This window comes from Mucilaginibacter sp. (assembly GCF_039925265.1).
Taxonomy (GTDB): Bacteria; Bacteroidota; Bacteroidia; order Sphingobacteriales; family Sphingobacteriaceae; genus Mucilaginibacter.
Genome location: NZ_JBDSZG010000042.1, coordinates 116,159 through 137,374, shown reverse-complemented (window position 1 = coordinate 137,374; position 21,216 = coordinate 116,159). Strand labels below are relative to the sequence as shown.

Annotated in this window: 18 protein-coding genes and 2 tRNA genes; 9 read left to right on the top strand and 11 right to left on the bottom strand. The window is 44.5% G+C overall.

The window, feature by feature from the left end; genetic code table 11:
- Positions 1-72: 72 nt before the first annotated feature.
- Positions 73-149: transfer RNA gene (locus ABIX36_RS19890), tRNA-Met, on the bottom strand.
- A 132-nt stretch (positions 150-281) separates the two neighbouring features.
- Positions 282-358 (bottom strand) — tRNA-Met (locus tag ABIX36_RS19885).
- Between the two features lie 146 nt (positions 359-504).
- On the opposite strand from ABIX36_RS19885, the gene era reads away from it, so the two are divergent.
- From era to ABIX36_RS19870, 3 genes are all read left to right on the top strand, one after another.
- On the top strand, positions 505-1,380 hold the full coding sequence (era, locus tag ABIX36_RS19880; protein WP_348083920.1) for a GTPase Era: 876 nt from the start codon (positions 505-507) through the stop codon (positions 1,378-1,380).
- A gap of 129 nt (positions 1,381-1,509) precedes the next feature.
- Entirely contained in the window at positions 1,510-2,811 is a 1,302-nt protein-coding gene (gene der, locus ABIX36_RS19875) for a ribosome biogenesis GTPase Der (protein WP_348083919.1), read from the top strand.
- 98 nt (positions 2,812-2,909) lie between these two features.
- Positions 2,910-3,593, top strand: coding sequence for a hypothetical protein (locus ABIX36_RS19870; RefSeq protein WP_348083918.1), 684 nt, complete (start codon positions 2,910-2,912; stop codon positions 3,591-3,593).
- Positions 3,594-3,632: 39 nt separating this feature from the next.
- Here ABIX36_RS19870 and ABIX36_RS19865 read toward each other — a convergent pair whose 3' ends face one another.
- Complete coding sequence (locus ABIX36_RS19865) at positions 3,633-4,202, bottom strand: hypothetical protein (RefSeq protein ID WP_348083917.1); 570 nt, start codon at positions 4,200-4,202, stop codon at positions 3,633-3,635.
- A 127-nt stretch (positions 4,203-4,329) separates the two neighbouring features.
- On the opposite strand from ABIX36_RS19865, the gene ABIX36_RS19860 reads away from it, so the two are divergent.
- Together ABIX36_RS19860 and ABIX36_RS19855 are read left to right on the top strand one after the other, a co-directional pair.
- Positions 4,330-7,497 carry an ATP-dependent DNA helicase gene (locus tag ABIX36_RS19860; RefSeq protein ID WP_348083916.1) on the top strand — a complete coding sequence of 1,056 codons (3,168 nt, stop codon included), beginning with the start codon at positions 4,330-4,332 and terminating at the stop codon, positions 7,495-7,497.
- Positions 7,498-7,910: 413 nt separating this feature from the next.
- Complete coding sequence (locus tag ABIX36_RS19855) at positions 7,911-9,254, top strand: M20/M25/M40 family metallo-hydrolase (protein ID WP_348083915.1); 1,344 nt, start codon at positions 7,911-7,913, stop codon at positions 9,252-9,254.
- Positions 9,255-9,830: 576 nt separating this feature from the next.
- Here ABIX36_RS19855 and ABIX36_RS19850 read toward each other — a convergent pair.
- From ABIX36_RS19850 to ABIX36_RS19835, 4 genes are all read right to left on the bottom strand, one after another.
- On the bottom strand, positions 9,831-10,370 hold the full coding sequence (locus ABIX36_RS19850; protein WP_348083914.1) for a transposase: 540 nt from the start codon (positions 10,368-10,370) through the stop codon (positions 9,831-9,833).
- 128 nt (positions 10,371-10,498) lie between these two features.
- Positions 10,499-11,302, bottom strand: a complete 804-nt coding sequence (locus ABIX36_RS19845) for an ABC transporter permease (protein ID WP_348083913.1) — start codon at positions 11,300-11,302, stop codon at positions 10,499-10,501.
- Positions 11,303-11,308: 6 nt separating this feature from the next.
- Entirely contained in the window at positions 11,309-12,208 is a 900-nt protein-coding gene (locus tag ABIX36_RS19840; protein WP_348083912.1) for an ABC transporter ATP-binding protein, read from the bottom strand.
- Positions 12,202-12,414, bottom strand: coding sequence for a hypothetical protein (locus ABIX36_RS19835; protein ID WP_128533833.1), 213 nt, complete (start codon positions 12,412-12,414; stop codon positions 12,202-12,204). Before ABIX36_RS19835 ends, ABIX36_RS19840 begins: the two co-directional genes overlap by 7 nt.
- A 225-nt stretch (positions 12,415-12,639) precedes the next feature.
- Here ABIX36_RS19835 and ABIX36_RS19830 point away from each other — a divergent pair, with 225 nt between their 5' ends.
- A complete protein-coding gene (locus ABIX36_RS19830) occupies positions 12,640-13,650 on the top strand; it encodes a sensor histidine kinase (protein WP_348083911.1) in 1,011 nt (336 codons plus the stop codon).
- 2 nt (positions 13,651-13,652) lie between these two features.
- On the top strand, positions 13,653-14,378 hold the full coding sequence (locus ABIX36_RS19825; RefSeq protein WP_348083910.1) for a LytTR family DNA-binding domain-containing protein: 726 nt from the start codon (positions 13,653-13,655) through the stop codon (positions 14,376-14,378).
- Between the two features lie 101 nt (positions 14,379-14,479).
- Here the strand turns inward: ABIX36_RS19825 and pfkA are convergent, their stop codons facing one another.
- The 4 genes from pfkA to ABIX36_RS19805 all read right to left on the bottom strand — a co-directional run bounded on the left by pfkA (position 14,480) and on the right by ABIX36_RS19805 (position 18,551).
- Positions 14,480-15,457 carry a 6-phosphofructokinase gene (pfkA, locus tag ABIX36_RS19820; RefSeq protein ID WP_348083909.1) on the bottom strand — a complete coding sequence of 326 codons (978 nt, stop codon included), beginning with the start codon at positions 15,455-15,457 and terminating at the stop codon, positions 14,480-14,482.
- A gap of 169 nt (positions 15,458-15,626) precedes the next feature.
- Positions 15,627-17,351: a cytochrome c biogenesis protein CcdA gene (locus ABIX36_RS19815; protein WP_348083908.1), complete on the bottom strand. Its 1,725-nt coding sequence runs from the start codon at positions 17,349-17,351 to the stop codon at positions 15,627-15,629.
- A gap of 20 nt (positions 17,352-17,371) precedes the next feature.
- The gene (locus tag ABIX36_RS19810) at positions 17,372-17,824 is read right to left on the bottom strand and encodes a protein-disulfide reductase DsbD domain-containing protein (RefSeq protein WP_348083907.1); all 453 of its coding nucleotides are present in this window, start codon (positions 17,822-17,824) and stop codon (positions 17,372-17,374) included.
- Between the two features lies 1 nt (position 17,825).
- Complete coding sequence (locus ABIX36_RS19805) at positions 17,826-18,551, bottom strand: biotin--[acetyl-CoA-carboxylase] ligase (protein WP_348083906.1); 726 nt, start codon at positions 18,549-18,551, stop codon at positions 17,826-17,828.
- A 93-nt stretch (positions 18,552-18,644) separates the two neighbouring features.
- Between ABIX36_RS19805 and rsfS the strand changes: the two genes are divergently transcribed.
- Together rsfS and ftsH are read left to right on the top strand one after the other, a co-directional pair.
- Positions 18,645-19,019, top strand: a complete 375-nt coding sequence (gene rsfS / locus ABIX36_RS19800) for a ribosome silencing factor (RefSeq protein WP_348083905.1) — start codon at positions 18,645-18,647, stop codon at positions 19,017-19,019.
- A 62-nt stretch (positions 19,020-19,081) separates the two neighbouring features.
- Entirely contained in the window at positions 19,082-21,202 is a 2,121-nt protein-coding gene (gene ftsH, locus ABIX36_RS19795) for an ATP-dependent zinc metalloprotease FtsH (RefSeq protein ID WP_348083904.1), read from the top strand.
- Positions 21,203-21,216 lie beyond the last annotated feature (14 nt).

Sequence of the window (21,216 nt, the reverse complement as noted above, 5' to 3'; positions counted from 1 at the left end):
GTTAATAATTAAGGTCGGATAATGACACAAAACAAAAAAGCCTCTCTGATTTCTCAAAGAAGCTTTTTAACCTGGGTAGCGGGAACAGGACTCGAACCTATGACCTTCGGGTTATGAGCCCGACGAGCTACCAACTGCTCCATCCCGCACTGTATTTAATCTTCATAGCGGCCATAACATCCGCAATGTTTGTTCCTTCTTGCAATGAAGCCCGGGTTTGTGCCCCGCCGTTTAGAAATCAAAAGCCTCAAATCGTAAAGACTTGAGGCTTTCTAATTTTCTGGGTAGCGGGAGCAGGACTCGAACCTACGACCTTCGGGTTATGAGCCCGACGAGCTACCAACTGCTCCATCCCGCACTATATTTGGTGTTTATTACCTTCCGTTCATAACCCCGGAAAGTGGTTTCCAATTGTCAAAATGCAATTTGCACTCCGTTTTTATTGGACTGCAAAGATATAATTCGTTTCTTTGCAGTCCAAATAATATTTTAATTATTTTTTCTATGGCACACAGGGCAGGTTTTGTAAGTATAATTGGTAAACCCAACGCGGGTAAGTCAACCCTTATGAACGCCCTCGTGGGCGAAAAAATGTCTATCATCACACCAAAAGCGCAAACAACACGTCACCGCATTTTGGGTATTGTGAATGAGGAAGATTATCAAATTGTATTTTCGGATACCCCGGGTATCATTAAACCGCACTACGCATTGCACGAAAGTATGATGCACCAGGTAGATGGCTCCATTGTAGATGCCGACCTGATTTTGCTGGTTACCGATATCCACGAAGAATACAACGAGCAGGATGTGCTGAAAAAGCTGGAAGGCTCTACGGCTACGCTTATTGTATTAGTAAACAAAATAGACCAAAGCGACGAAACGGAAGTAAAAGAGAAAGTTGATTACTGGCAGGAGAAATTGAACCCCAAAGCGGTGTTCGCAATATCTGCCCTGCATGGCCACAACATACAGGCCATTATGGAGCTGATACTGGACGAACTGCCAGAACACCCTGCCTATTACGAAAAAGACGCGTTGACCGATCGTAACGACCGCTTCTTCGCCTCAGAAATGATACGGGCGCAAATTTTTAAGCAATACAAGAAAGAGATTCCATACAGCACCGAGGTTATTGTAACCGCGTTTGTAGAGGGCGAAAAATTACACCGCATCAGTGCGGAGATCATTGTTGAGCGCGATTCGCAAAAGAATATCATTATTGGGGAGGCCGGAAAAATGCTGAAAATAGTAGGCACCTACGCCCGCCGCGATATGGAAGATTTTTTCCAGAAGAAGGTCTTCCTGGAAATGTTTGTAAAAGTTATCCCCGACTGGCGCAGCAAAAAAAACTACCTGAAAAAATTCGGGTACGAATAGCAGAACAGAATCAAGATGTAAGAATCAAGATTCAAGAAGAAAATTTTATAATAATGCAGAATTAGGAGAAGAAATACGATTTTTATGTCGTCTTGATTCTTGGCTCTTTAATTCTTGATTCCAATACACATGAGTAATATAGTAGCTATAGTAGGCAGGCCAAACGTTGGCAAATCCACTTTATACAACCGTTTAACCGAAAGCCGCAAAGCTATTGTTGACGATTTTAGCGGCGTAACCCGCGACAGGCATTACGGTACCAGCGAATGGACCGACCAAAAATTTACAGTTATAGATACCGGGGGTTACGTGGCCAACTCCGAAGAACTTTTTGAAGTTGCCATTCGCGAGCAGGTATTAATTGCTATCGAAGAAGCATCGGTGATCTTGTTTATGGTGGATGTTACTACCGGCATTACCGATTTGGACGACGAGATAGCCAACATTCTGCGTAAAGGTAAAAAACCTGTTTTCGTAGTAGTAAACAAACTGGATAACAACTCCCAACTGGCAGATGCTACCGAGTTTTACAGCCTTGGCCTTGGCGAGATCTATACACTGTCGTCTATGACGGGCAGTGGCACCGGCGAACTGCTGGACGAAGTAGTTAAACATTTCGAAGACGTTCCGTTTGACGAGAATGAGCGCCCTAAATACGCTATTGTTGGTCGCCCTAACGTAGGTAAATCATCAATCATCAACGCGCTGATAGGCCAGGATCGTAACATTGTTACCCCAATTGCCGGTACCACCCGCGATAGTATCCACATCCACTACAACCAGTACGGTCACGATTTTATGCTGATCGACACTGCGGGAATGCGTAAAAAAACCAAGGTGAAGGAAAATATCGAGTTTTACTCGGTAATGCGTACCATCAAAGCCTTGGAAGAGGCTGATGTGGTTATCCTGATGATTGATGCTGTTGAAGGTTTGGAGTCGCAGGATGTGAACTTGTTCCACCTTGCTGAGAAGAACAAAAAAGGTATCGTTATCGTAGTGAACAAATGGGATTTGATTGAAAAGAACAACAAAACCATCAAAGTTTTTGAAGAACAGATCAAACAAAAAATAGCGCCATTTACCGATGTGCCTATCGTATTTACCTCGGTTACCGAAAAACAACGCGTGCTGAAAGTTATTGATGTGGCCAATCAGGTTTACGCCAACCGTGCCCGTAAGATCCCAACCTCTAAATTAAACGAGGTAATGCTGCCAATTATCGAAAATTATCCGCCGCCATCTTTAAAAGGCAAATACGTAAAAATTAAATACATTACGCAGATAGCAGGCCAATCGCCCATGTTCGCGTTCTTTTGCAACCTGCCGCAGTACGTAAAGGAGCCTTACTACCGCTTCATCGAAAACCAATTGCGCGAGCATTTTGAGTTTTCGGGCGCGCCTATACAGGTTTGGTTCAGGCAGAAGTAGGCAGTTATAATATTTATATATGCAAAGGCGATAGGTTTTATACCTGTCGCCTTTTTGTTTGAAATCATTACAACTATCTTTATGGAAACAAAGCAAATATGGATATTGATGGTAACGAAAGTATTGCTGCGTCTTTTCCCGCAAACTATACCAATGCAGAACTTGGCATAACGCTGTCGGCCGAACAATTTGAGCCTTTTAAGACGGGGATTTATGCGGGCAGCATGGACGAAAAGTGGAATATTTTTGTTTTGGGTGATGTATTGTTCTTTTCTCGTAGCTGGACGAATAACTGCATTTTTAAAGTATACATAGAAGAACAAGAAGATTTAGTTCTTCTTAAAAATGTTGATATTAACAATGACCCGGCGGAATATCGCGTTGTAGATATAAAAGCAAGCGTTGACCATGTAAAGTGGATAATACAGCTTTATTTGTCCAGGCAAGAAGTTGTAGACCCTAAATTAAAGTTACCGTTTATACGTGATACTATAAGAAAAGAGGATCCCGATAATGAATGCTCCAAAATAGTAGGCTCGCGTACTGTCGCGCAGGTAAGGCATATTTATAACGCCTTAAACTCTTCGCCAAATGATGAGTTATTTACTGTTCGGGGATGGGTAAAATTCGAAGCAAACCTTTTAAGCAGGGTGGATAAAGAGGCCTTAGTAAGCATTTATATTGCAAACAAGGCTAAGGATATTGCCAAAACCCTATACTTTGACGAAACGGCAAATGAGTTACTCGGTAGCATTATTATCGAAAAAATAAGGGCGGAGTAGCTAACCGTAAAGGTACCGGTCATTTCAAATTGTATCGTCTCAAAAATTCTTATCCGTCAATATCTTCGTACCTTTAAGGCGTTCTATGATATAGCGTGCTTCCGCTTCATCCAGGTCGTTGCCAAACTTTATCGTTTTTAGGCCGTAATCAAACTTAACGGTGCCCGAATTATAATTGCTTAAAAACCCTTTTTGCTCCCGTCGGCCAAACTGAAACCCATTATAAATCGAAAACTCTTCTAAGGCGCGTACATGTTTAACCTCATTTAAATCGTAAACCTTAGGCGATAAAAAGAACAGCGCTCGGTTGCGGATAGAGATAGTGCCCTGCCCCGCTTCAATAATCTCTTTTCCAAGGAGCATAAAAAGGATAGTGCTCACTACAAAAATGCCGCCTAAGGTCCAGCCGGTAAGCCAGGCAATCATAAAAAGGTCTATCGCACCATCGTGGCCAAACATGGTTAGTGCATTTGTTTCGCCAAAAAACCAGCCCACCATCCATGCGCAAAAGAAAAGCATTACAAAATAGTTTCGCTTGCTGGGGATAACAACTTCCACTTTGTCGAAATTATCGGTGATGATGGCGCGGCCACTATACGGAGTTTCCATTTACGGAAGGAATTAGGGTTTAATCGTTTATAAAAGTAAGGTTCCGGCTGGTAAAAGCAAATCTTTACATCGTTATTTTTTGTCCGCCGTTAGCGCTATTATTTTTAGTAATTTTACTTTTATCATTATGCAACCAACCCTCAATAAATACAACATCAAATTCCGCGAAGCACTTGCAGGCTTAAACCCCGAGCAATTGGCGGCTGTAAATAAAATGGACGGACCAGTGCTGGTGGTAGCCGGACCCGGTACGGGTAAAACGCAGATTTTAGCCGCGCGTATAGGTAAAATATTAACCGATACCGACGCCCAGCCAAACGAGATCCTCTGCCTTACTTATACCGATGCTGGTGCTGTTGCCATGCGTAAGCGCTTGTTTGAATTCATCGGCCCGGATGCTTACCGCATTAATATATACACTTTCCACGCTTTTTGTAACGAGATCATTCAGGAGAACCTGGAGTATTTTGGCAAGCTGAATTTGGAGTCGTTATCCGATCTCGAATCGGCTATGTTATTCCGTGAATTGGTGGATGAATTTGGCAACGAGCATTTGCTGAAGCGCTTTACGGGCGATATTTATTATGATGCACCCCGCCTAAAAACCCTCTTCTCTACCATGAAACGGGAGAACTGGAGCAAGGAGCTGATTGTGCAAGCCGTACAGGAATATCTGGACGACCTGCCCAACCGCGAGGAATTCATTTACAAACGCGCTAACCTAAAAGCAGGCATCAACATCGGCGACCCGAAGCAAAAGGATATCGACAAAGCCAAAGATACCATGGCCAAACTGCTGGCCGCCGTTGCGGAGTATGATAACTATGCCGCTAAAATGAAGGCCCGCGGCCGGTACGATTATGACGATATGATCATCTGGGTGCTGAAAGCCTTCCGCGAGAACGAGGAGATATTGCGCAAGTACCAGGAACGTTATCAGTACATATTGGTAGACGAGTTTCAGGATACCAGCGGTTCGCAGAACGAATTGCTCAAGTTCCTGCTCAACTATTGGGAAACGCCAAACGTTTTTGTGGTCGGCGATGATGACCAGTCGATCTTCAAATTCCAGGGCGCCAACATGAAGAACATCCTCGATTTTGCCGGGGACTACGTGAGCGCCCTGCATACCGTGGTGCTGAAGCATAACTATCGCTCCAACCAGCAGATATTGGATATTTCCAAAGCACTCATTAACAATAACCGCGAGCGTTTAACCACGCAACTTCGGCTGGATAAAAACCTGAAGGCCTCGCACCCCAGGTTTGATGAACTTACTATAGAGCCCATCATTCAGGAATACGAAAACCCTGCACAGGAATTAGTGAACACGGCTCTGCAAATAAAAAAACTGGTTGATAAAGGCACCGAGCCCGGCGAAATAGCCGTGATCTACCGCAACCACAGCCAGGTGGAAGAACTCCTTACCTACCTGGAAGCGCAGAAGATAGCCGTAAACACCAAACGAAAAATAGATATCCTTACGGTGCCTTTCGGCGAGAAAATTTTAAATATTCTTCGGTACCTGGCGATGGAGCTCGATTCGCCTTATAGCGGAGATGAATTGCTGTTCGAGATCCTGCATTACGATCTGTTCAGCATCCCGCCCATCGAAATTGCCAAGGCAAGCATCGCGGTTTCTAAAGAGAATTTCGCGACAGCAAACAAAAACGAGCCGGTAACCAGCCTGCGCCGCCATATTCACGAGATGAAACTGGTTGCCCAAACAGACCTGTTCAGCAAGCAGCCCAACGTAGAGATGAAGTACCTCATCAACGATATTGATGAATTGCTAAAATCGGCGGTGAGCGTTACGCTGCAGCAGTTTTTCCAGGATGTGGTGGCTAAAATGGGCATCCTCAAATACATTATGCAGCAGCAGGATAAAGGCACGCATATGCAGATCCTCACCAGCTTCTTCGATTTCCTGAAGGATGAAAGCCGTAAGGACCCGGAGATAAAACTTTCCGGCCTTATCGCTACTATCGAGCTGATGAAGAAGAACAATATCCGGCTGGAGCTGAACAAAGTGATCTTCTCTGATAACGGTATCAACTTTTTAACGGCCCATGGCTCCAAGGGGCTGGAGTTTGAGCACGTATTCTTCATTGGCTGCGATAAAAAAACATGGGATGGCAAGGGCCGCAATTACGGTTTCAGCTACCCGGATACGCTCACCAGCTCAGCATCAGACGACATTGCGCAGAAAGAAGAAGCACGCCGCTTGTTCTACGTGGCCATTACCCGCGCCAAGCAATGCCTCAATATTTCCTATGCCGGCAAAGATGCCAAAGGTAAGGACCAGGAACCATCGCAGTTCATCGGAGAGATCCTGGCAGATACCGACCTGCAATTACAATTCCCTAAAATAAGCGATACTGATATGCTCGGCTTCTTCGCCACCCAATTCAGCGAAGCGGATAAGCCGGTGGTGGAACTGCTGGACAGGAACTATATTAACCAATTGCTTCAAAATTACACGCTCTCGGTTACACACCTGAGCAACTACCTGGATTGTCCGCTGCGGTTTTACTTCCAGTGCCTCATCCGCGTACCATCGGGCAAAAGCCCGTCGGCAACATTTGGGCAGGCGGTACACTGGGCGCTCAACAAAGCCTATCGTAAACTGCCGGAATATGGCAACGAGTTTATGCCAACCGAAGATTTTGTAAAGGAATTTAAATGGTACATGTACCGCAACCGCGATTCGTTCACCAAAACCGACTTTAAACTTCGGGTGGATTACGGTGAGAAGATCCTCCCTCCTTACTACGAGCTTAATGCCCCCAACTGGAACAAGGTGGCCCAAACCGAGCGCAGTATTAAAAACATTGAAGTTGGCGGCGTTCCGATAAAAGGGAACCTGGATAAAATAGAGTTCGATGGCAAGGATGTAACCGTGGTGGATTATAAAACCGGCCGTGTGCGCAATGCCAAGGATAAACTGCTTCGCCCTACCAACGATGCACCCAACGGCGGCGATTACTGGCGGCAGGCGGTGTTTTACAAGATATTGATAGATAACGACCGTACTAACGACTGGCAGGTGGTAAACACCGTGTTTGATTTTATAGAACCAGTGAGCGACGAGTATTTTAAGGAGAAAATAGTGATAAGTCCGCAGGATATTGAGGACGTTACCGGGCAGATTACATCGGTATATGCCAAGATAATGAACCACGAATTCAGCGAGGGCTGCGGCAAAAAAGAATGCGACTGGTGCCATTTTGTAAAAAGCAATTTTAAGCAGCCGGGTAACATTTTGGAGACCGTTGAAGGGGAAGAAGTAGAATAGAACGATTTCTTTCCTCTCCTCGAGGGATATTGCCCATTAAAAGACAGCATATTCAGTTTTGTAAGCCCTTCAATGAACCGCTTTAATTTAGCCCTCTTTTACTAACCATCAAGCATCAGTGCTTAGGAATTAGGGTTAACATAACTTAACACAATTTCAATTATCATTTTTCAATACGCTGATAATCAATGATCTAAAAAAAGTCAGGGTTAACATATTTCCCCCAATAATAGTGTCACCATAAATCTTAAAACTTTTATTATAAACCCGTAACCAAATAATAAGCACGGTCTTCTGATGGGCTATACTCTTGAGAGAGGGGAAGGGCGGGGATGTGAGAGGGGAACCCTTTGCGCACAACCTTAAAATGCTAACAGTAACAGATATTCATCAGGAATAATTAAATTGCCTTTATGAAATACATCGCCCTTTTTTTCTTCTGCTTTTTCGCCCTTACGGCATCTGCCCAAACAGTGGTAAAGCAGGATGCCGCTATCAAACAAATGGTAGATGAGGTTTCCAATAAAAACATCGAGGCCATTGTGCGCAAGCTGGTGAGTTTTAAAACCAGGCATACGCTAAGCGATACCATCAGTAAAACCGAAGGCATAGGCGCGGCCCGCAACTGGATCAAAAGTGAATACGAAAAATATGCCGCTGCATCAAACGGGCGTATGAAGGTACAATTTGATGCCTTTGTACAGCCGCAGGGCAGGCGTTTAAGCAAAAATACACCGATGAAGAACGTACTGGCTGTTTTAAAAGGGACAGATACAGCAGACCACCGGGTTTATATCGTTTCCGGCCATTACGATTCGCGGGCTACCAAAGCGATGGATTCTACGTCCTTTGCACCCGGCGCGGTGGATGATGCATCCGGTACGGCCGTTTCTATGGAACTGGCGAGGGTGATGGCAAAACGTTCGTTCCCTGCTACAATTATATTTATGGCGGTTGTTGGCGAAGAGCAGGGCCTGTATGGGTCCACCAACGTGGCTAAGCGCGCCAAAGCCGAGGGATGGCAGGTAGATGCCATGCTGAATAACGACATTGTAGGCAACACCTACGGCATGGAAACTGGTTTAAAGGATAACCGCAGCATCCGGGTATTCAGCGATGGCGTGCCAATCGCCGCTACCGAAAAAGAAATTGCCGCGCTAAAATCTTTGGGCGGCGAAAACGACAGCCAATCGCGGCAGCTGGCCCGCTACGCCAAGGAGATAGGCGAGCGCTATGTAGAGCAACTGGACGTAAAGCTCATTTATCGTACCGACCGCTACCTGCGGGGCGGAGACCATCTCCCCTTTTTAGAGCAAGGCTTCACCGCTGTCCGTTTTACCGAGATGAATGAGAATTTCGACCGCCAGCACCAGGATGTTCGTAAAGAAAATAGCGTAGATTACGGCGATCTGCCCGACTTTGCAGATTATGATTATACGCAAAAAATTGCCCGCATGAATTTGTCAATCCTGGCCAACCTTGCCTCCGCCCCGGCGCAACCGCAAAACGTGGGCGTAATAACCAGCGATCTTACCAATAAAACAAAACTAAAGTGGGATGCTCCAAAAGGCAAAGCACCTGCAGGCTATTATGTGCTGATGCGCGAAACCATTAGCCCCTACTGGGAAAAGAAGTTTTATGTAACGGATACCAACGCTACTATTGGTTATTCCAAAGATAATTATCTGTTTGCGGTGCAATCTGTTGATGCAGCCGGGCACGAGAGTTTGCCGGTGGTGCCTAAACCGGTGCGGTAGTTTTTTTGCCGTAGAGACGCAATATTTTGCGTCTCCCGCGGGATGGTAGCCAAGCGGACGGTAAAATATTTTGCGTCTCCCGCGGGATGGGTAGCCAAGCGGACGGTAAAATAGCGGAGACCTTGCACATGGGAGACGCAAAATATTGCGTCTCTACAATAGAAAATCATCTTCCTTATCACCATTTAATAGCTTATCCCATCTTGTTTTTCTTGCCTATCAACAGGTATATTATACACCCTATGCAGGGGGCAAACAATACAATTAGCACCCACAATAATTTGGTAGTAGAATCTTTAAAGGTAGAATTTACGATATCAAACAGGCAATAAATAGGGAGCCCTACAGATATAAGAATCAGAAAAAGCTCTGGTGTGCCGATATTTAAAAATAGCGTTGGGTTCATAGATGATAGGTTTTAACTAAGGTAATTAAAAAAGGTCAACAAGATCTCCCACAGTACAGGTGTCTTTTTACGTAGAGGCGCAATATTTTGCGTCTCCCATAGGACAGGTGATAAAGCGGAAGGCAAGATGCGGTCTACCTTGCAAGTGGAAGACGCAAAATATTGCGTCTCTACGATAGAAAATTATCTTCCTTATCGCCATTTAATAGCCATTGCTGTGGATTATTTGCGATATAATTTCGAATGTTTGTGTATTCTTTTTCGCTTCTGATGATGTGGTCGTGGAATCTTGGCTGCCATTCAAAATCGATACCATTAATGGTTGCGTACGTTTTTACAGATGCTTTAAACCCGCGCATTACCGACCCCAAATTTTGTCTTTGCGGTCCGAACTTATTTGGTTGCCAATCGATTTTTGCTGGTTTGTTAAGGAAAAGGATTCCGTGTATGTGATTGGGCATTATCACATATTCGTCAAGTTCTACGAAAGGAAAATGGCCGGGTATGTTTTGCCAATTGGTTTCGGCAATAGCGCCAATTTCTGACGGCTTAAGTACAGCATCGTCCAGCTCTGTTGAAATTATTTCGCCAAGATGATGTATGCGATTGTTTGTACAGATGGTTACAGAATACAATCCATGAGAACCATAGTCCCAGTTTGTTAATCGAGCAGAAGGAACGCGAAACTTGTCTTTAAATTTATCCTCCATTAAACCAATATAGGATAATTCGACCGTAGAGACGCAATATTTTGCGTCTCCCGCAGGACAGGTAGCGAAATAGCGAGCGGCGAAATAGCGAAGACAATGCAAGATGGGAGACGCAAAATATTGCGTCTCTACTTCACACTCCTGCGCGACACAATAAAATATCCCACTACAAAAACCACAACCCCTATAATAAGGCTTACGAATACGTCTTTGGTGAAGATATCTACATTGATGGTTGACGAGGCACTGGCCTTGCCAAGGCCCTTTTTAAACATGCTCGTCAGCGCCAGTATAGGGTGTGCGTACGGCAGCGTATAGCTATACTCCCACTTTTGCGCCACAATAAGGCCGACAATAGTTAACATAAAGCCAATGCCCATTGGTTTCAGGAAATCGCTCCACAACAAACTCATCAGAAACTGCAACGACAAGATGCCCAGTGCCGATAGGAACAACTTAAAGTAGATCTCCATAAACTCCAGCTCCATGTGGTAGGCATTAAACTTAAGCTCGGGTTTCAACAAGCTCAATAGGTTTCCCAGCGCTATAGTGAACAACGCAAAAAGCATCATGCATAAAAAAACCAGGAACAGCGCGTAAAAATATTTGGCAGCATAAACCGCCCATCGCGAAATAGGCAGGCTGAATAATGTTTTCCAGGTATCAGCCTTATGCTCAATATTGTTTACCGAATAAGCAACAAATATGGCATACATCGGCAACAGCAAAGAGCCCATTATACCCAGACTAAAGCTTGCATACTGCAGCCACAATACCATCGGCGGCAAACCCACAAATTTTTCGCTTTTAAGATACACACCAACACTAACCAGCACCGTTATAAACAGCGGCAGGATAATGGCACCCCAGAAACCGGGCGTTTTACGGCTCTTATAAAATTCCGACCGGAACGATAATATAAATCCCTTCATCTGTGGTTAGTTGCTTTTGGTTATAGCCAGGAATAAGTTCTCCAGGTCTTTATGCTGTTTGTTAATGGCAAATACCGTAATGCCGTTTTGGTTGAGCAGGGCGTTTATTTCGCCCATCTGTTTTTTGGATGTAAAAGGTACGGTAAGGTTCTCGTGGTTGATATCAATAACCTCGTAATTGTTGCGTTTAAGCAGGTTGGCCGCATCTACCGTGTTATCGGTCTCCACATAAACCTGTGGCTGGCTAATGGCCTCCAGGTCCTTCACACTGCCCTGGAATAGCAACTCGCCATTATTAATAATGCCTACGTGCGTGGCCATTCTTTCTATTTCGGCAAGCAGGTGGCTGCTGATGAACACGGTTTTGTTATGGTCGCGGGTTAAGCGTACCAGCAGCTCGCGGATCTCGATAATGCCATTCGGATCCAGTCCGTTGGTGGGTTCATCCAATATCAAAAGTTTCGGGTCGCTTAGTAAGGCAAGCGCTATGCCCAGGCGTTGCTTCATTCCCAGGGAATACTGCCCGGCCTTTTTCCCGGCAGCGTTTGTGAGTTTTACAAGCGCAAGCATTTCATCAACCCGCGCATCCTTTACGCCCAGCAGCATGGCGCGGTTCAACAGGTTTTCGCGGCCGGTCATGTGGGCATATATCGCGGGCTGCTCTATCAGCGAGCCAATTTGCGATAGTATGGCAACGCGGTTGGTTTGTAATTCTTTTTCAAAAACAAAAATGCTGCCTTCATCTGTTTGTAACAGATTAAGCAGCATTTTTATGGTGGTGGTTTTACCGGCACCGTTTGGGCCTAAAAATCCGTATATACTTCCTTGCGGAACCTGAAGGGATAATGATTTAACAACCTGCTGGCTGCCAAAGCTGAACGATAGGCCTTCGGTACGAATTACCATACGTTCTCTTGAGCAACAGATACAACAGTTTTTACTAAACCAATGCCTTTAACAAAAAGCGATTTGGCTTGGGTGGCTGATGCGTGTGCAGATGCAAATTGTTGTGTTTTTTGTTCAAACTGGTAGCTAACCCCCATTACAATGGCAAATAATACTGGTGCCAATAATAAAATGAAGGGATTTGAATTTGAAACTAACTTTTTCATTGTGTGTTTGATTTTGATAGGACAAAGGAATACCAAATAACCCACGCGCTAAAATCATTTAGACCAACGGGCGGGAATTGTAGATGAACGGCCCTTTTTGTGATTAAACCCTGTTCATCGGTCTTTTTTGCCCGTTCGTCGAAAAAAGCGCCAGCCTGCTGTAATTCGCGGGCTTTTTTAGCGTCAAAATACTACTTTAGGTGCTGTTAAAATGTATATTATTTGATGAAAAAAGGCTGGCAAATATTCTGGCACCTATTTTTTTGGCTAAGCATGATATCGTTCTTCGTGTTTATAGCCTATAGCGGCGGTAAAACCAGCCTGCAAAACCTTCTTGTGATATTTGTAGTTTTTGGGGTGGTAAACATTGGCCTTTTCTATTTAAACTACCTCGATTTTATCCCCCGCTTTTTAGATAAAAAGAAGTACTGGCAATTTGTAGTAACGGTAATTTGCACGGTGATCATCGTCGGGGTTGCAAAATATGGGCTGGCTTTGCTGTTTAAACCCATCATCCTGGTACGAGCGGGCAAAGAGATTGGCTTTTGGCAGTATATTGTAAGTTCGGCCTTTACCAGTGTAGTTTTCGTATTCCTGAGCACCATATTAAGATTTACCGTAGACTGGTTCCTGAACGAACGCATTCAGCGCGACTTGGAGAACCAGCGCCTCAGCGCGGAGCTATCCTTCCTTAAATCGCAGATCAACCCGCATTTCCTGTTCAACTCGCTAAACAGCATTTATTCACTGGCTTATCAAAAATCGGATACTACGCCAGAGGCGATACTGAAGCTCTCCGAAATTATGCGTTACATGCTTTACGAGTGCAACGACAATAAGGTAGATTTAACCAAAGAACTGCAATACCTGCAAAACTATATCGACCTGCAGAAGATCCGTTTCGGCAACAAAGCCTTTATTAATTACGAAGTGCATGGCGAGGTAACCAACCAATCCATTGTGCCGCTGTTGCTGATCTCCTTTATAGAGAACGCCTTTAAACATGGCGTGGCCAACGACCCGGCATCGCCCATTGTGTTAAAAATAAACCTGAGCGAGAGCCACCTGTACTTTTTTGTGCAGAATAAAAAGCATACCCATAACCGCGATGCATCGGGTGGAATTGGCCTGGTTAATGTAAGACGCCGACTGGACCTACTTTACCCATCTAAATATAATTTAGAAATTCGCGACGAAACCGATACCTACACCGTACAATTATCCTTAGTTTTATAACCATGATCAGATGCCTTGTAGTAGACGATGAGCCCTTGGCCCTCCACATACTGGAAGATTATATTTCCAAAATACCTTTTCTGCAGCTGGTAAAATCTACCACCAACCCTATCGAGGCGCTAACCCTGGTTCAGGATGGTGGTATCGATCTTGTTTTTCTGGATGTGCAAATGCCCGAACTTACCGGCATTCAATTCCTTAAAATATCAAACGGCAAGGCAAAGGTGATCTTGTGCACCGCCTATCCGCAATACGCGCTGGAGGGTTACGAACTGGATGTGATAGATTACCTGCTAAAACCCATCGCTTTCGACCGCTTTTTTAAATCGGTACAAAAAGCGCAAACGGTTATTACACCGGCAGCTAAACCCGCAGCCCCGGCAGAACCCGCCAAGCAGGACGATTTTATGAGCGATTTTATCTTCGTGAAAACCGAGCATAAAATTCAAAAGGTATACCTGCACGATATTTTGTTTATTGAAGGATTAAAGGATTATATATCCATCTTCACCCCTACCGAGCGTATTATTACGTTACAGGGCATGAAAAAGATGGAAGATGCTCTGCCCGAAAAGCATTTTATGCGCGTACATAAATCCTACATCGTATCTATTAATAAGATAGACAGCATCGAACGCAGCCGCATTTTCATCGGCGATAAAATAATCCCTGTGGGTGATACGTATAGAGAAGATTTCTTTAAGATAGTTGACGGGAAGAATATTTAAAAGGACAGCCAAACTCCTATTGTCAGAAATGACAAGGCGGTAAAACAAGAGAGCCCGTTTACTTGCGTAAACGGGCTCTCTTGTTTTATAAAATCTACTCCTTATATCGATAGTATCTCTACGATCTTTAAAAAGTTAGCGTTAATTTCTACGTGGTGTTTGCAGGCGTGTTCAAACGGTGTGAACGCGATCTCGTTATGTACAATGCCTATCATCTCGTTACGGTGCCCGTCTCTAAGCGCCTCAACAGCGGCTACGCCTACACGGCTCGCCAGCACCCTATCCATACAAGACGGTTTACCGCCGCGCTGGATGTGGCCCAGGATAGATACCCGGGTATCGTAATTAGGGAATTTCTCTTTTACCTGGCGGCCAATTTCAAATGCGCCACCCGGGTCTTCTCCCTCAGCAACCATCACAATTTTTGATGATTTGTCCTTACGCCCATTTTCCAGCCTGTCCATCAGCGCATTAATATCTCGTTTTGTTTCAGGGATGATAATAGCTTCCGCGCCCGATGCAATACCGGTACGCAAAGCAATTAGCCCGCTGTCGCGGCCCATTACCTCAACAATAAAAAGCCTGTCGTGAGATTCCGCCGTATCACGAATCTTATCCACGGCATCAATTACCGTGTTAATGGCGGTATCGTAGCCAATGGTAAAGTCTGTTCCGTAAAGGTCGTTATCAATGGTACCCGGCAAGCCAACAATCGGCATGTCATATTCGCTGCCGAATATGCGTGCTCCGGTAAAGGTACCGTCGCCACCTATGGCGACAAGACCCTGTATGCCGTGTTTAACCAATTGGTCGTAAGCCAAACGGCGGCCTTCGGCAGTTTTAAACTGCTCGCTGCGTGCTGTTTTAAGTATGGTACCGCCACGCTGGATAATGTTGGCAACCGATTTTCCATCCATCGGGAAAAGCTCGCCGTTTATCATGCCTTCGTAGCCGCGGCGAATGCCAACAACTTCTATATTGTAGTATTTTGCTGTACGCACAACTGCCCTAATAGCGGCGTTCATTCCCGGCGCATCGCCGCCCGAAGTAAAAAGTCCTATTTTTTTGATCTGCGTCATTTGTTTGGGGAACGCCCTTGTAGCTTCTGATAATGTATTTACTTACTTCTTAACGATATTAAAAGGCATTCCTTTATATACCGCTTCAAAAGTTCGGCGAATTTACACTTTTTTGCTGAGAATGACGGGCATTAAAGCTAATGAAGCGCTAATGAAAAATGATTACGGCTTATTTGGCAGCTTTATAGGCAGTTAGGCCGCTGTTTAAGAATTTAGAAAACGTTTCGATATCGCTTGCACCCTGCGGCGGCACCATCGATTCGCCCTTTTCGTTGATGATGACATAAAATGGCTGCGCGTTTGTATTGTATTTAGAGATCTCGAAATCCAGCATCTTGCCACCAATGGTATTGATCTTTTTACCTGTTGCGGCAGAGGTGTATTGCTCAGCAGCTGGCAGGTCGGTTTTATCATCTATAACCATTTGCAGCATTACAAAGTTATTTTGCAATGTTTTTAATATGGCAGGGTTAGGAAATACTTCCTGTTCCATTTTTCGGCAGTTAACGCAATTCCAGCCAGTAAAATCTATCAGCACCGGGCGGTGCAGCTGCTTAGCAACTTCTATCGCCTGGTAGTAATCGTACCATTCATCAAGGCCTTTCACTTTGGGCAGGCGTTTAAAAAGCTCTTCGTATTTTTTCTCTTTAATGGTTGTGGTGTTTGACGCAATTACAGCAGCAGCACCTCCGCCACCAGAAATATCAAAATCCTGCGTACTCAGCGGTGGCAACAACGCGCTGATCGACTTTAGCGGCGCGCCCCATAATCCGGGTATCATGTAAACAGTGAATGCAAATGCACCTATAGCGAAAAACGTACGGGTAACGGTGAGGTGGGTAACATCGCTGTCATGCGAGAATTTTATTTTACCGATGAGATATAAAGAAAGTAAGAGGCCTATAGCTATCCAAATAGATAACACAACCTCCCTGTCTATCAGGTTCCAGTGGTAAGCAAGGTCAACGTTAGATAAAAACTTGAGCGCCAAGGCAATTTCTATAAACCCCAAAACAACCTTTACACTATTAAGCCATCCGCCAGATTTTGGCAGACTTTTTAATGCCGAAGGGAACATGGCAAATATGGTAAAGGGCAATGCGATAGCCAGCGAAAAACCAAACATTACAATTATTGGTGCAAGGCGTTCGCCTTTCAGAAAAGCATTTGCCAATACCCCGCCAATAGCCGGGCCGGTACATGAAAACGACACCACTACTAAGGTAGCAGCCATAAAAAATATGCCTGCTAACCCGCCTTTGTCAGAGTTCTCATCAAGCTTGTTGGCCAGCGAACTGGGCAGCGTTATTTCAAAAGCACCCAGGAATGACACCCCAAACACAATCAGCATTAAAAAGAAAAAGAAATTAAAAACGCCGTTGGTGGCCAAATTATTTAAAGCAGCCGGCCCAAATGCAAGCGTAATAAGCAGCCCGAAAACAACGTAGATGAATATAATAGACAAGCCATACAGGCACGATTGCCAAACAGCTTTTGCCCTTGTGCCTCCTTTTTTAGTAAAAAAGCTAACTGTAAGCGGCAACATTGGGTACACGCAAGGCAATAGAAATGCAGCAAGCCCGCCTGCAAAACCAAAAAAGAACAGCTGCCACAACGACTTCGGGATCTCTTCAGATGCTCCGGCAGCTTTTGTAACAACGCCGGTCTTCGCCACAGAATCTGCCTTTGCTTTAGCTACCGAATCGGCCTTTTTGCGAATAACAACACTATCGGCTGCTGTAGGGATATCGGTAAATTGCATTTCACCGGTGGCAGCGGTATCCGCTTTTTGGAATGCATTTGCCTGTTTCGGTATAAAAACCGCCAGGGAAAATAGCGCTGCTAATACTATGATTCCTTTGAGGAGCATGCTGCGCCTGGTTGCTGTGGCCATTATCTATCCTTCGTTAAAAATTATTTAGCTAATGGGATAGAGAACTCTACTTCATCAGGTGGCAGGCATTTTACATTATTGCACACCATAAATTCCAGCTTGCCTGTTACAGCACTTGCCTTCGGCGATTTTATTTTTATTTTTTGGCTAAATACAACCTCTTTTTCAAAGTAACCAACGTTCATTTTAAATACGTCCTCGTATTTACTTATCGGTTTTGGTTCAACAGTTTTACCAACCGGCGCGTAATCTTTAGATGGTTTGAAAGTAAAAACGGTTTTAGATGGCCCCCCTTCTTTAACGTTTTGCGAGTAAATATGCCAATCCTTTTGGATGGTGGCTTTTAAATACACCACCGCTTCGGTAGCGCTAATTTTTTTCGCCGCGTATGACCATCTTACCGGTGTTTCTATTTGCGCATGGGCTGCCGCGGTTATTACCAAAGCTGCAACCATTAAAAATAATTTCTTCATCTTATGTGTTTATAAATTCTATTTCCTTTAAATTATATTGTTCTTCTGTGCCATTGCGCTCTACCACCAGCAACCCGTTCTCTACCACGTTTTTAATGGTGCCGGTAAACGTTTCCCCGTTAGACCGGTATTCGCTTGCTTCGTTTAACCGGTATAGTCGGCTTAAATAGGTACTCCTTACAATATCTGTTTTGCCGGCCTTCAGTTTAAGGTACCAGCCTTCCACATGGCTGCAAATTTCAGATAATATATCTTTCAAATCATAATCCCTTTGTAATATCTGCTTAACAGAAATAGCGCTTCCGGCGCTTTCGGGGTAATTATCCTGATTGATATTGAGCCCGATGCCTATAATGGCATTTTTGATTTGTCCGCCCTGTATCATATTTTCAATTAGCATGCCGCCAAGTTTACGGTTGCCAAAGTAAATATCGTTGGGCCACTTAATTTTTAAACCGTCGCCCAGCAGGGGGTGCAGCGCATCGTAAACCCCTAAACTAACGGCTCTTGTGAGGTCGAATTGTTGTGTAGGAGAAATAAAATGAGGCTTTAATAACAGGCTGAAGGTTAAATTTTTACCCGGCTGCGCGTGCCAGGTGTTTTGATGCTGCCCGCGGCCAGCATATTGGCTCTCTGCCATAATGACCGTTCCATCTGGTACTGGCTTGGAATTTGACAAGATATTTTTGAGGAAAGTATTGGTGGAGTCAACTTCTTTTAGTGTCACTAAATTTTGTCCAACAAATAATCCTGAAATTATGTTATTTTGCAACGTTATAATATTTTATAAACCCAAATCGTTCAAAACTAATTCTTTTTGATGGTAAAAAGTAAAGTGATAAATGAATCTACCTATATTTCTGAACTGGCCATACATGGTATGCAGGAGAAAAAGGGGAATGAACTGGTAAGGCTCGACCTGAGGAATATCAAAAGTTCGGTAGCTGATTATTTTGTGATCTGCCATGCAGACTCTGCCACACAAGTAAAAGCGATAGCAAATAGTGTTGAAGAAGAAATTTATAAGGCCATACAGCAAGACCCCTGGCGAAAAGAGGGGCTTGAATATGGCGAATGGATCCTGCTGGATTATATTGACGTAGTGGTGCACATCTTCCGTACTGATAAACGCGAGTTTTACGGGGTTGAGGACCTATGGGGTGATGCTGAAATTAAAAGCTATAAAAGCGCTTAAACAAAAGCTCAAAATAGATACCCTTTTTAATTAATTATTATTGATTGTTGAGCTTGTAGAAAATGGAAAAAGATAAAAAGGCCGATGGCCAAAAACCGATAAGGAAAATACCGATTAAAAAAATAACGCCAAAACCGCCAAAATTTAACCTGATGTGGCTTTACGCCATTGCTATTATTGGTTTACTTGTGGTGCCAACCTTTTTGGGCGGCAATAACGGCAAGCCCATAAACTTTCAGCGGTTTGCCGGCAAAATGCTGAAGACCCGCGATGTGGACCACATTAGTGCCTACAAAAACGGCGACCTGGTGGTTGCAGAGGTTTACATTAAAGCAGATAGTTTAAAAACAAAAGGCGAATACGCCGATGCCAATAAAAATCAGGGCACTTTAAAACTAAATGCCGATGGCCCGCAATATTATTTTACCGATGCATCTTACGAGAGCCTAAAACAATCTATAGCCAATGCCGATAAGGCTGTGGGCGATGGGCAGGTTACCTCTATAGAGTATTTGCAAAGCAAAGAGAATTTGCTGAGCAACTGGCTGGTACAATGCATCATCATGGCAGTACTGCTGGTAGGTGTTTGGTTATTCATCATGCGTCGTATGGGCAGTGGTGGCGGTGGCGGCCCGGGTGGCCAGATCTTTAACATCGGTAAATCAAAAGCTACCTTGTTTGATAAAGAGGCCCAGGTATCGGTTACGTTTAATGATGTTGCCGGTTTGGAAGAAGCTAAACAAGAGGTAATGGAAATTGTAGATTTCCTTAAAAACCCCAAAAAATACACCAACCTGGGTGGTAAAATACCAAAAGGCGCATTGCTGGTTGGTTCGCCGGGTACGGGTAAAACTTTGTTAGCCAAAGCCGTTGCAGGCGAAGCGCAAGTGCCTTTCTTCTCTCTTTCAGGTTCCGATTTTGTGGAGATGTTTGTGGGTGTGGGTGCATCACGTGTTCGTGACTTGTTCCGCCAGGCAAAGGATAAAGCGCCATGTATCATCTTTATTGATGAGATAGACGCTATTGGCCGCGCCCGTGGCAAAAACAATATTGTAGGTGGTAACGATGAACGCGAAAACACGCTGAACCAGTTATTGGTAGAGATGGATGGTTTCGGTACCGATTCTGGTATCATCATCCTTGCAGCTACCAACCGCCCGGATGTGCTGGATTCCGCTTTATTGCGCCCGGGACGTTTCGACAGGCAGGTATCTATCGATAAACCGGATCTGGTTGGCCGCGAGCAAATCTTTAAAGTACACTTAAAACCGGTTAAACTGGCAGATGGTGTGGATGCTAAAAAATTATCGGCACAAACCCCTGGTTTTGCAGGTGCCGAAATAGCCAACGTTTGTAACGAAGCAGCCTTGATAGCCGCCCGTAAAAACAAAGAGGCTGTTGACATGCAGGATTTCCAGGATGCTATTGACCGTGTAATAGGTGGCTTGGAGAAAAAGAACAAGATCATTTCGCCGGAAGAAAAACGCATTGTTGCTTACCACGAAGCGGGCCACGCTATAGCTGGCTGGTTCCTGGAGCACGCCGATCCTTTGGTGAAAGTTTCTATCGTTCCGCGTGGTGTTGCAGCCCTGGGTTACGCGCAGTACCTGCCAAAAGAGCAATTCTTATACACTACCGAGCAATTGCTTGACGGCATGAGTATGACCTTGGGCGGTCGCGTTGCCGAGGATATCACCTTTGGTAAGATCTCTACCGGTGCACAGAACGACTTGGAGCGCATTACCAAACTGGCTTACGCCATGGTTACCATTTATGGTATGAATGAGAAGGTTGGCAATGTATCCTTCAACGATCAGCAAGGCGAGTACCAGTTTAACAAACCATATTCAGAAAAAACGTCTGAATTGATCGATACCGAAGTACGCAACCAAATAGCAGAGGTTTACGCCCGTACCAAAGCATTGTTGATAGACAAACGCGAAGGTTTGGAGAAACTGGCTAATAAGCTGATAGAAAAAGAAATTCTTTTCCAATCAGATCTGGAAGAACTATTAGGCAAGCGCCCTTTTGATAACCGCACCACTTACGATGAGTTTGTAAACGGCGAAGGCGAATCTAACCAGGAGCCGGTTGCGCAAAGCTTAGTACATGAAGGGGTTAACGATCATTCGGGTACTTTCTCAAGAAACCCGGGAGAAACCGATACAACAGCAAAGGACTAATTTTTTTAAGTTGA

Coding starts and splice junctions, on each gene's coding strand:
- era (WP_348083920.1), top strand. CDS start 505: ATGGCACACAGGGCAGGTTTTGTAAGTATAATTGGTAAACCCAACGCG.
- der (WP_348083919.1), top strand. CDS start 1,510: ATGAGTAATATAGTAGCTATAGTAGGCAGGCCAAACGTTGGCAAATCC.
- ABIX36_RS19870 (WP_348083918.1), top strand. CDS start 2,910: ATGGATATTGATGGTAACGAAAGTATTGCTGCGTCTTTTCCCGCAAAC.
- ABIX36_RS19865 (WP_348083917.1), bottom strand. CDS start 4,202: ATGGAAACTCCGTATAGTGGCCGCGCCATCATCACCGATAATTTCGAC.
- ABIX36_RS19860 (WP_348083916.1), top strand. CDS start 4,330: ATGCAACCAACCCTCAATAAATACAACATCAAATTCCGCGAAGCACTT.
- ABIX36_RS19855 (WP_348083915.1), top strand. CDS start 7,911: ATGAAATACATCGCCCTTTTTTTCTTCTGCTTTTTCGCCCTTACGGCA.
- ABIX36_RS19850 (WP_348083914.1), bottom strand. CDS start 10,370: ATGGAGGATAAATTTAAAGACAAGTTTCGCGTTCCTTCTGCTCGATTA.
- ABIX36_RS19845 (WP_348083913.1), bottom strand. CDS start 11,302: ATGAAGGGATTTATATTATCGTTCCGGTCGGAATTTTATAAGAGCCGT.
- ABIX36_RS19840 (WP_348083912.1), bottom strand. CDS start 12,208: ATGGTAATTCGTACCGAAGGCCTATCGTTCAGCTTTGGCAGCCAGCAG.
- ABIX36_RS19835 (WP_128533833.1), bottom strand. CDS start 12,414: ATGAAAAAGTTAGTTTCAAATTCAAATCCCTTCATTTTATTATTGGCA.
- ABIX36_RS19830 (WP_348083911.1), top strand. CDS start 12,640: ATGAAAAAAGGCTGGCAAATATTCTGGCACCTATTTTTTTGGCTAAGC.
- ABIX36_RS19825 (WP_348083910.1), top strand. CDS start 13,653: ATGATCAGATGCCTTGTAGTAGACGATGAGCCCTTGGCCCTCCACATA.
- pfkA (WP_348083909.1), bottom strand. CDS start 15,457: ATGACGCAGATCAAAAAAATAGGACTTTTTACTTCGGGCGGCGATGCG.
- ABIX36_RS19815 (WP_348083908.1), bottom strand. CDS start 17,351: ATGGCCACAGCAACCAGGCGCAGCATGCTCCTCAAAGGAATCATAGTA.
- ABIX36_RS19810 (WP_348083907.1), bottom strand. CDS start 17,824: ATGAAGAAATTATTTTTAATGGTTGCAGCTTTGGTAATAACCGCGGCA.
- rsfS (WP_348083905.1), top strand. CDS start 18,645: ATGGTAAAAAGTAAAGTGATAAATGAATCTACCTATATTTCTGAACTG.
- ftsH (WP_348083904.1), top strand. CDS start 19,082: ATGGAAAAAGATAAAAAGGCCGATGGCCAAAAACCGATAAGGAAAATA.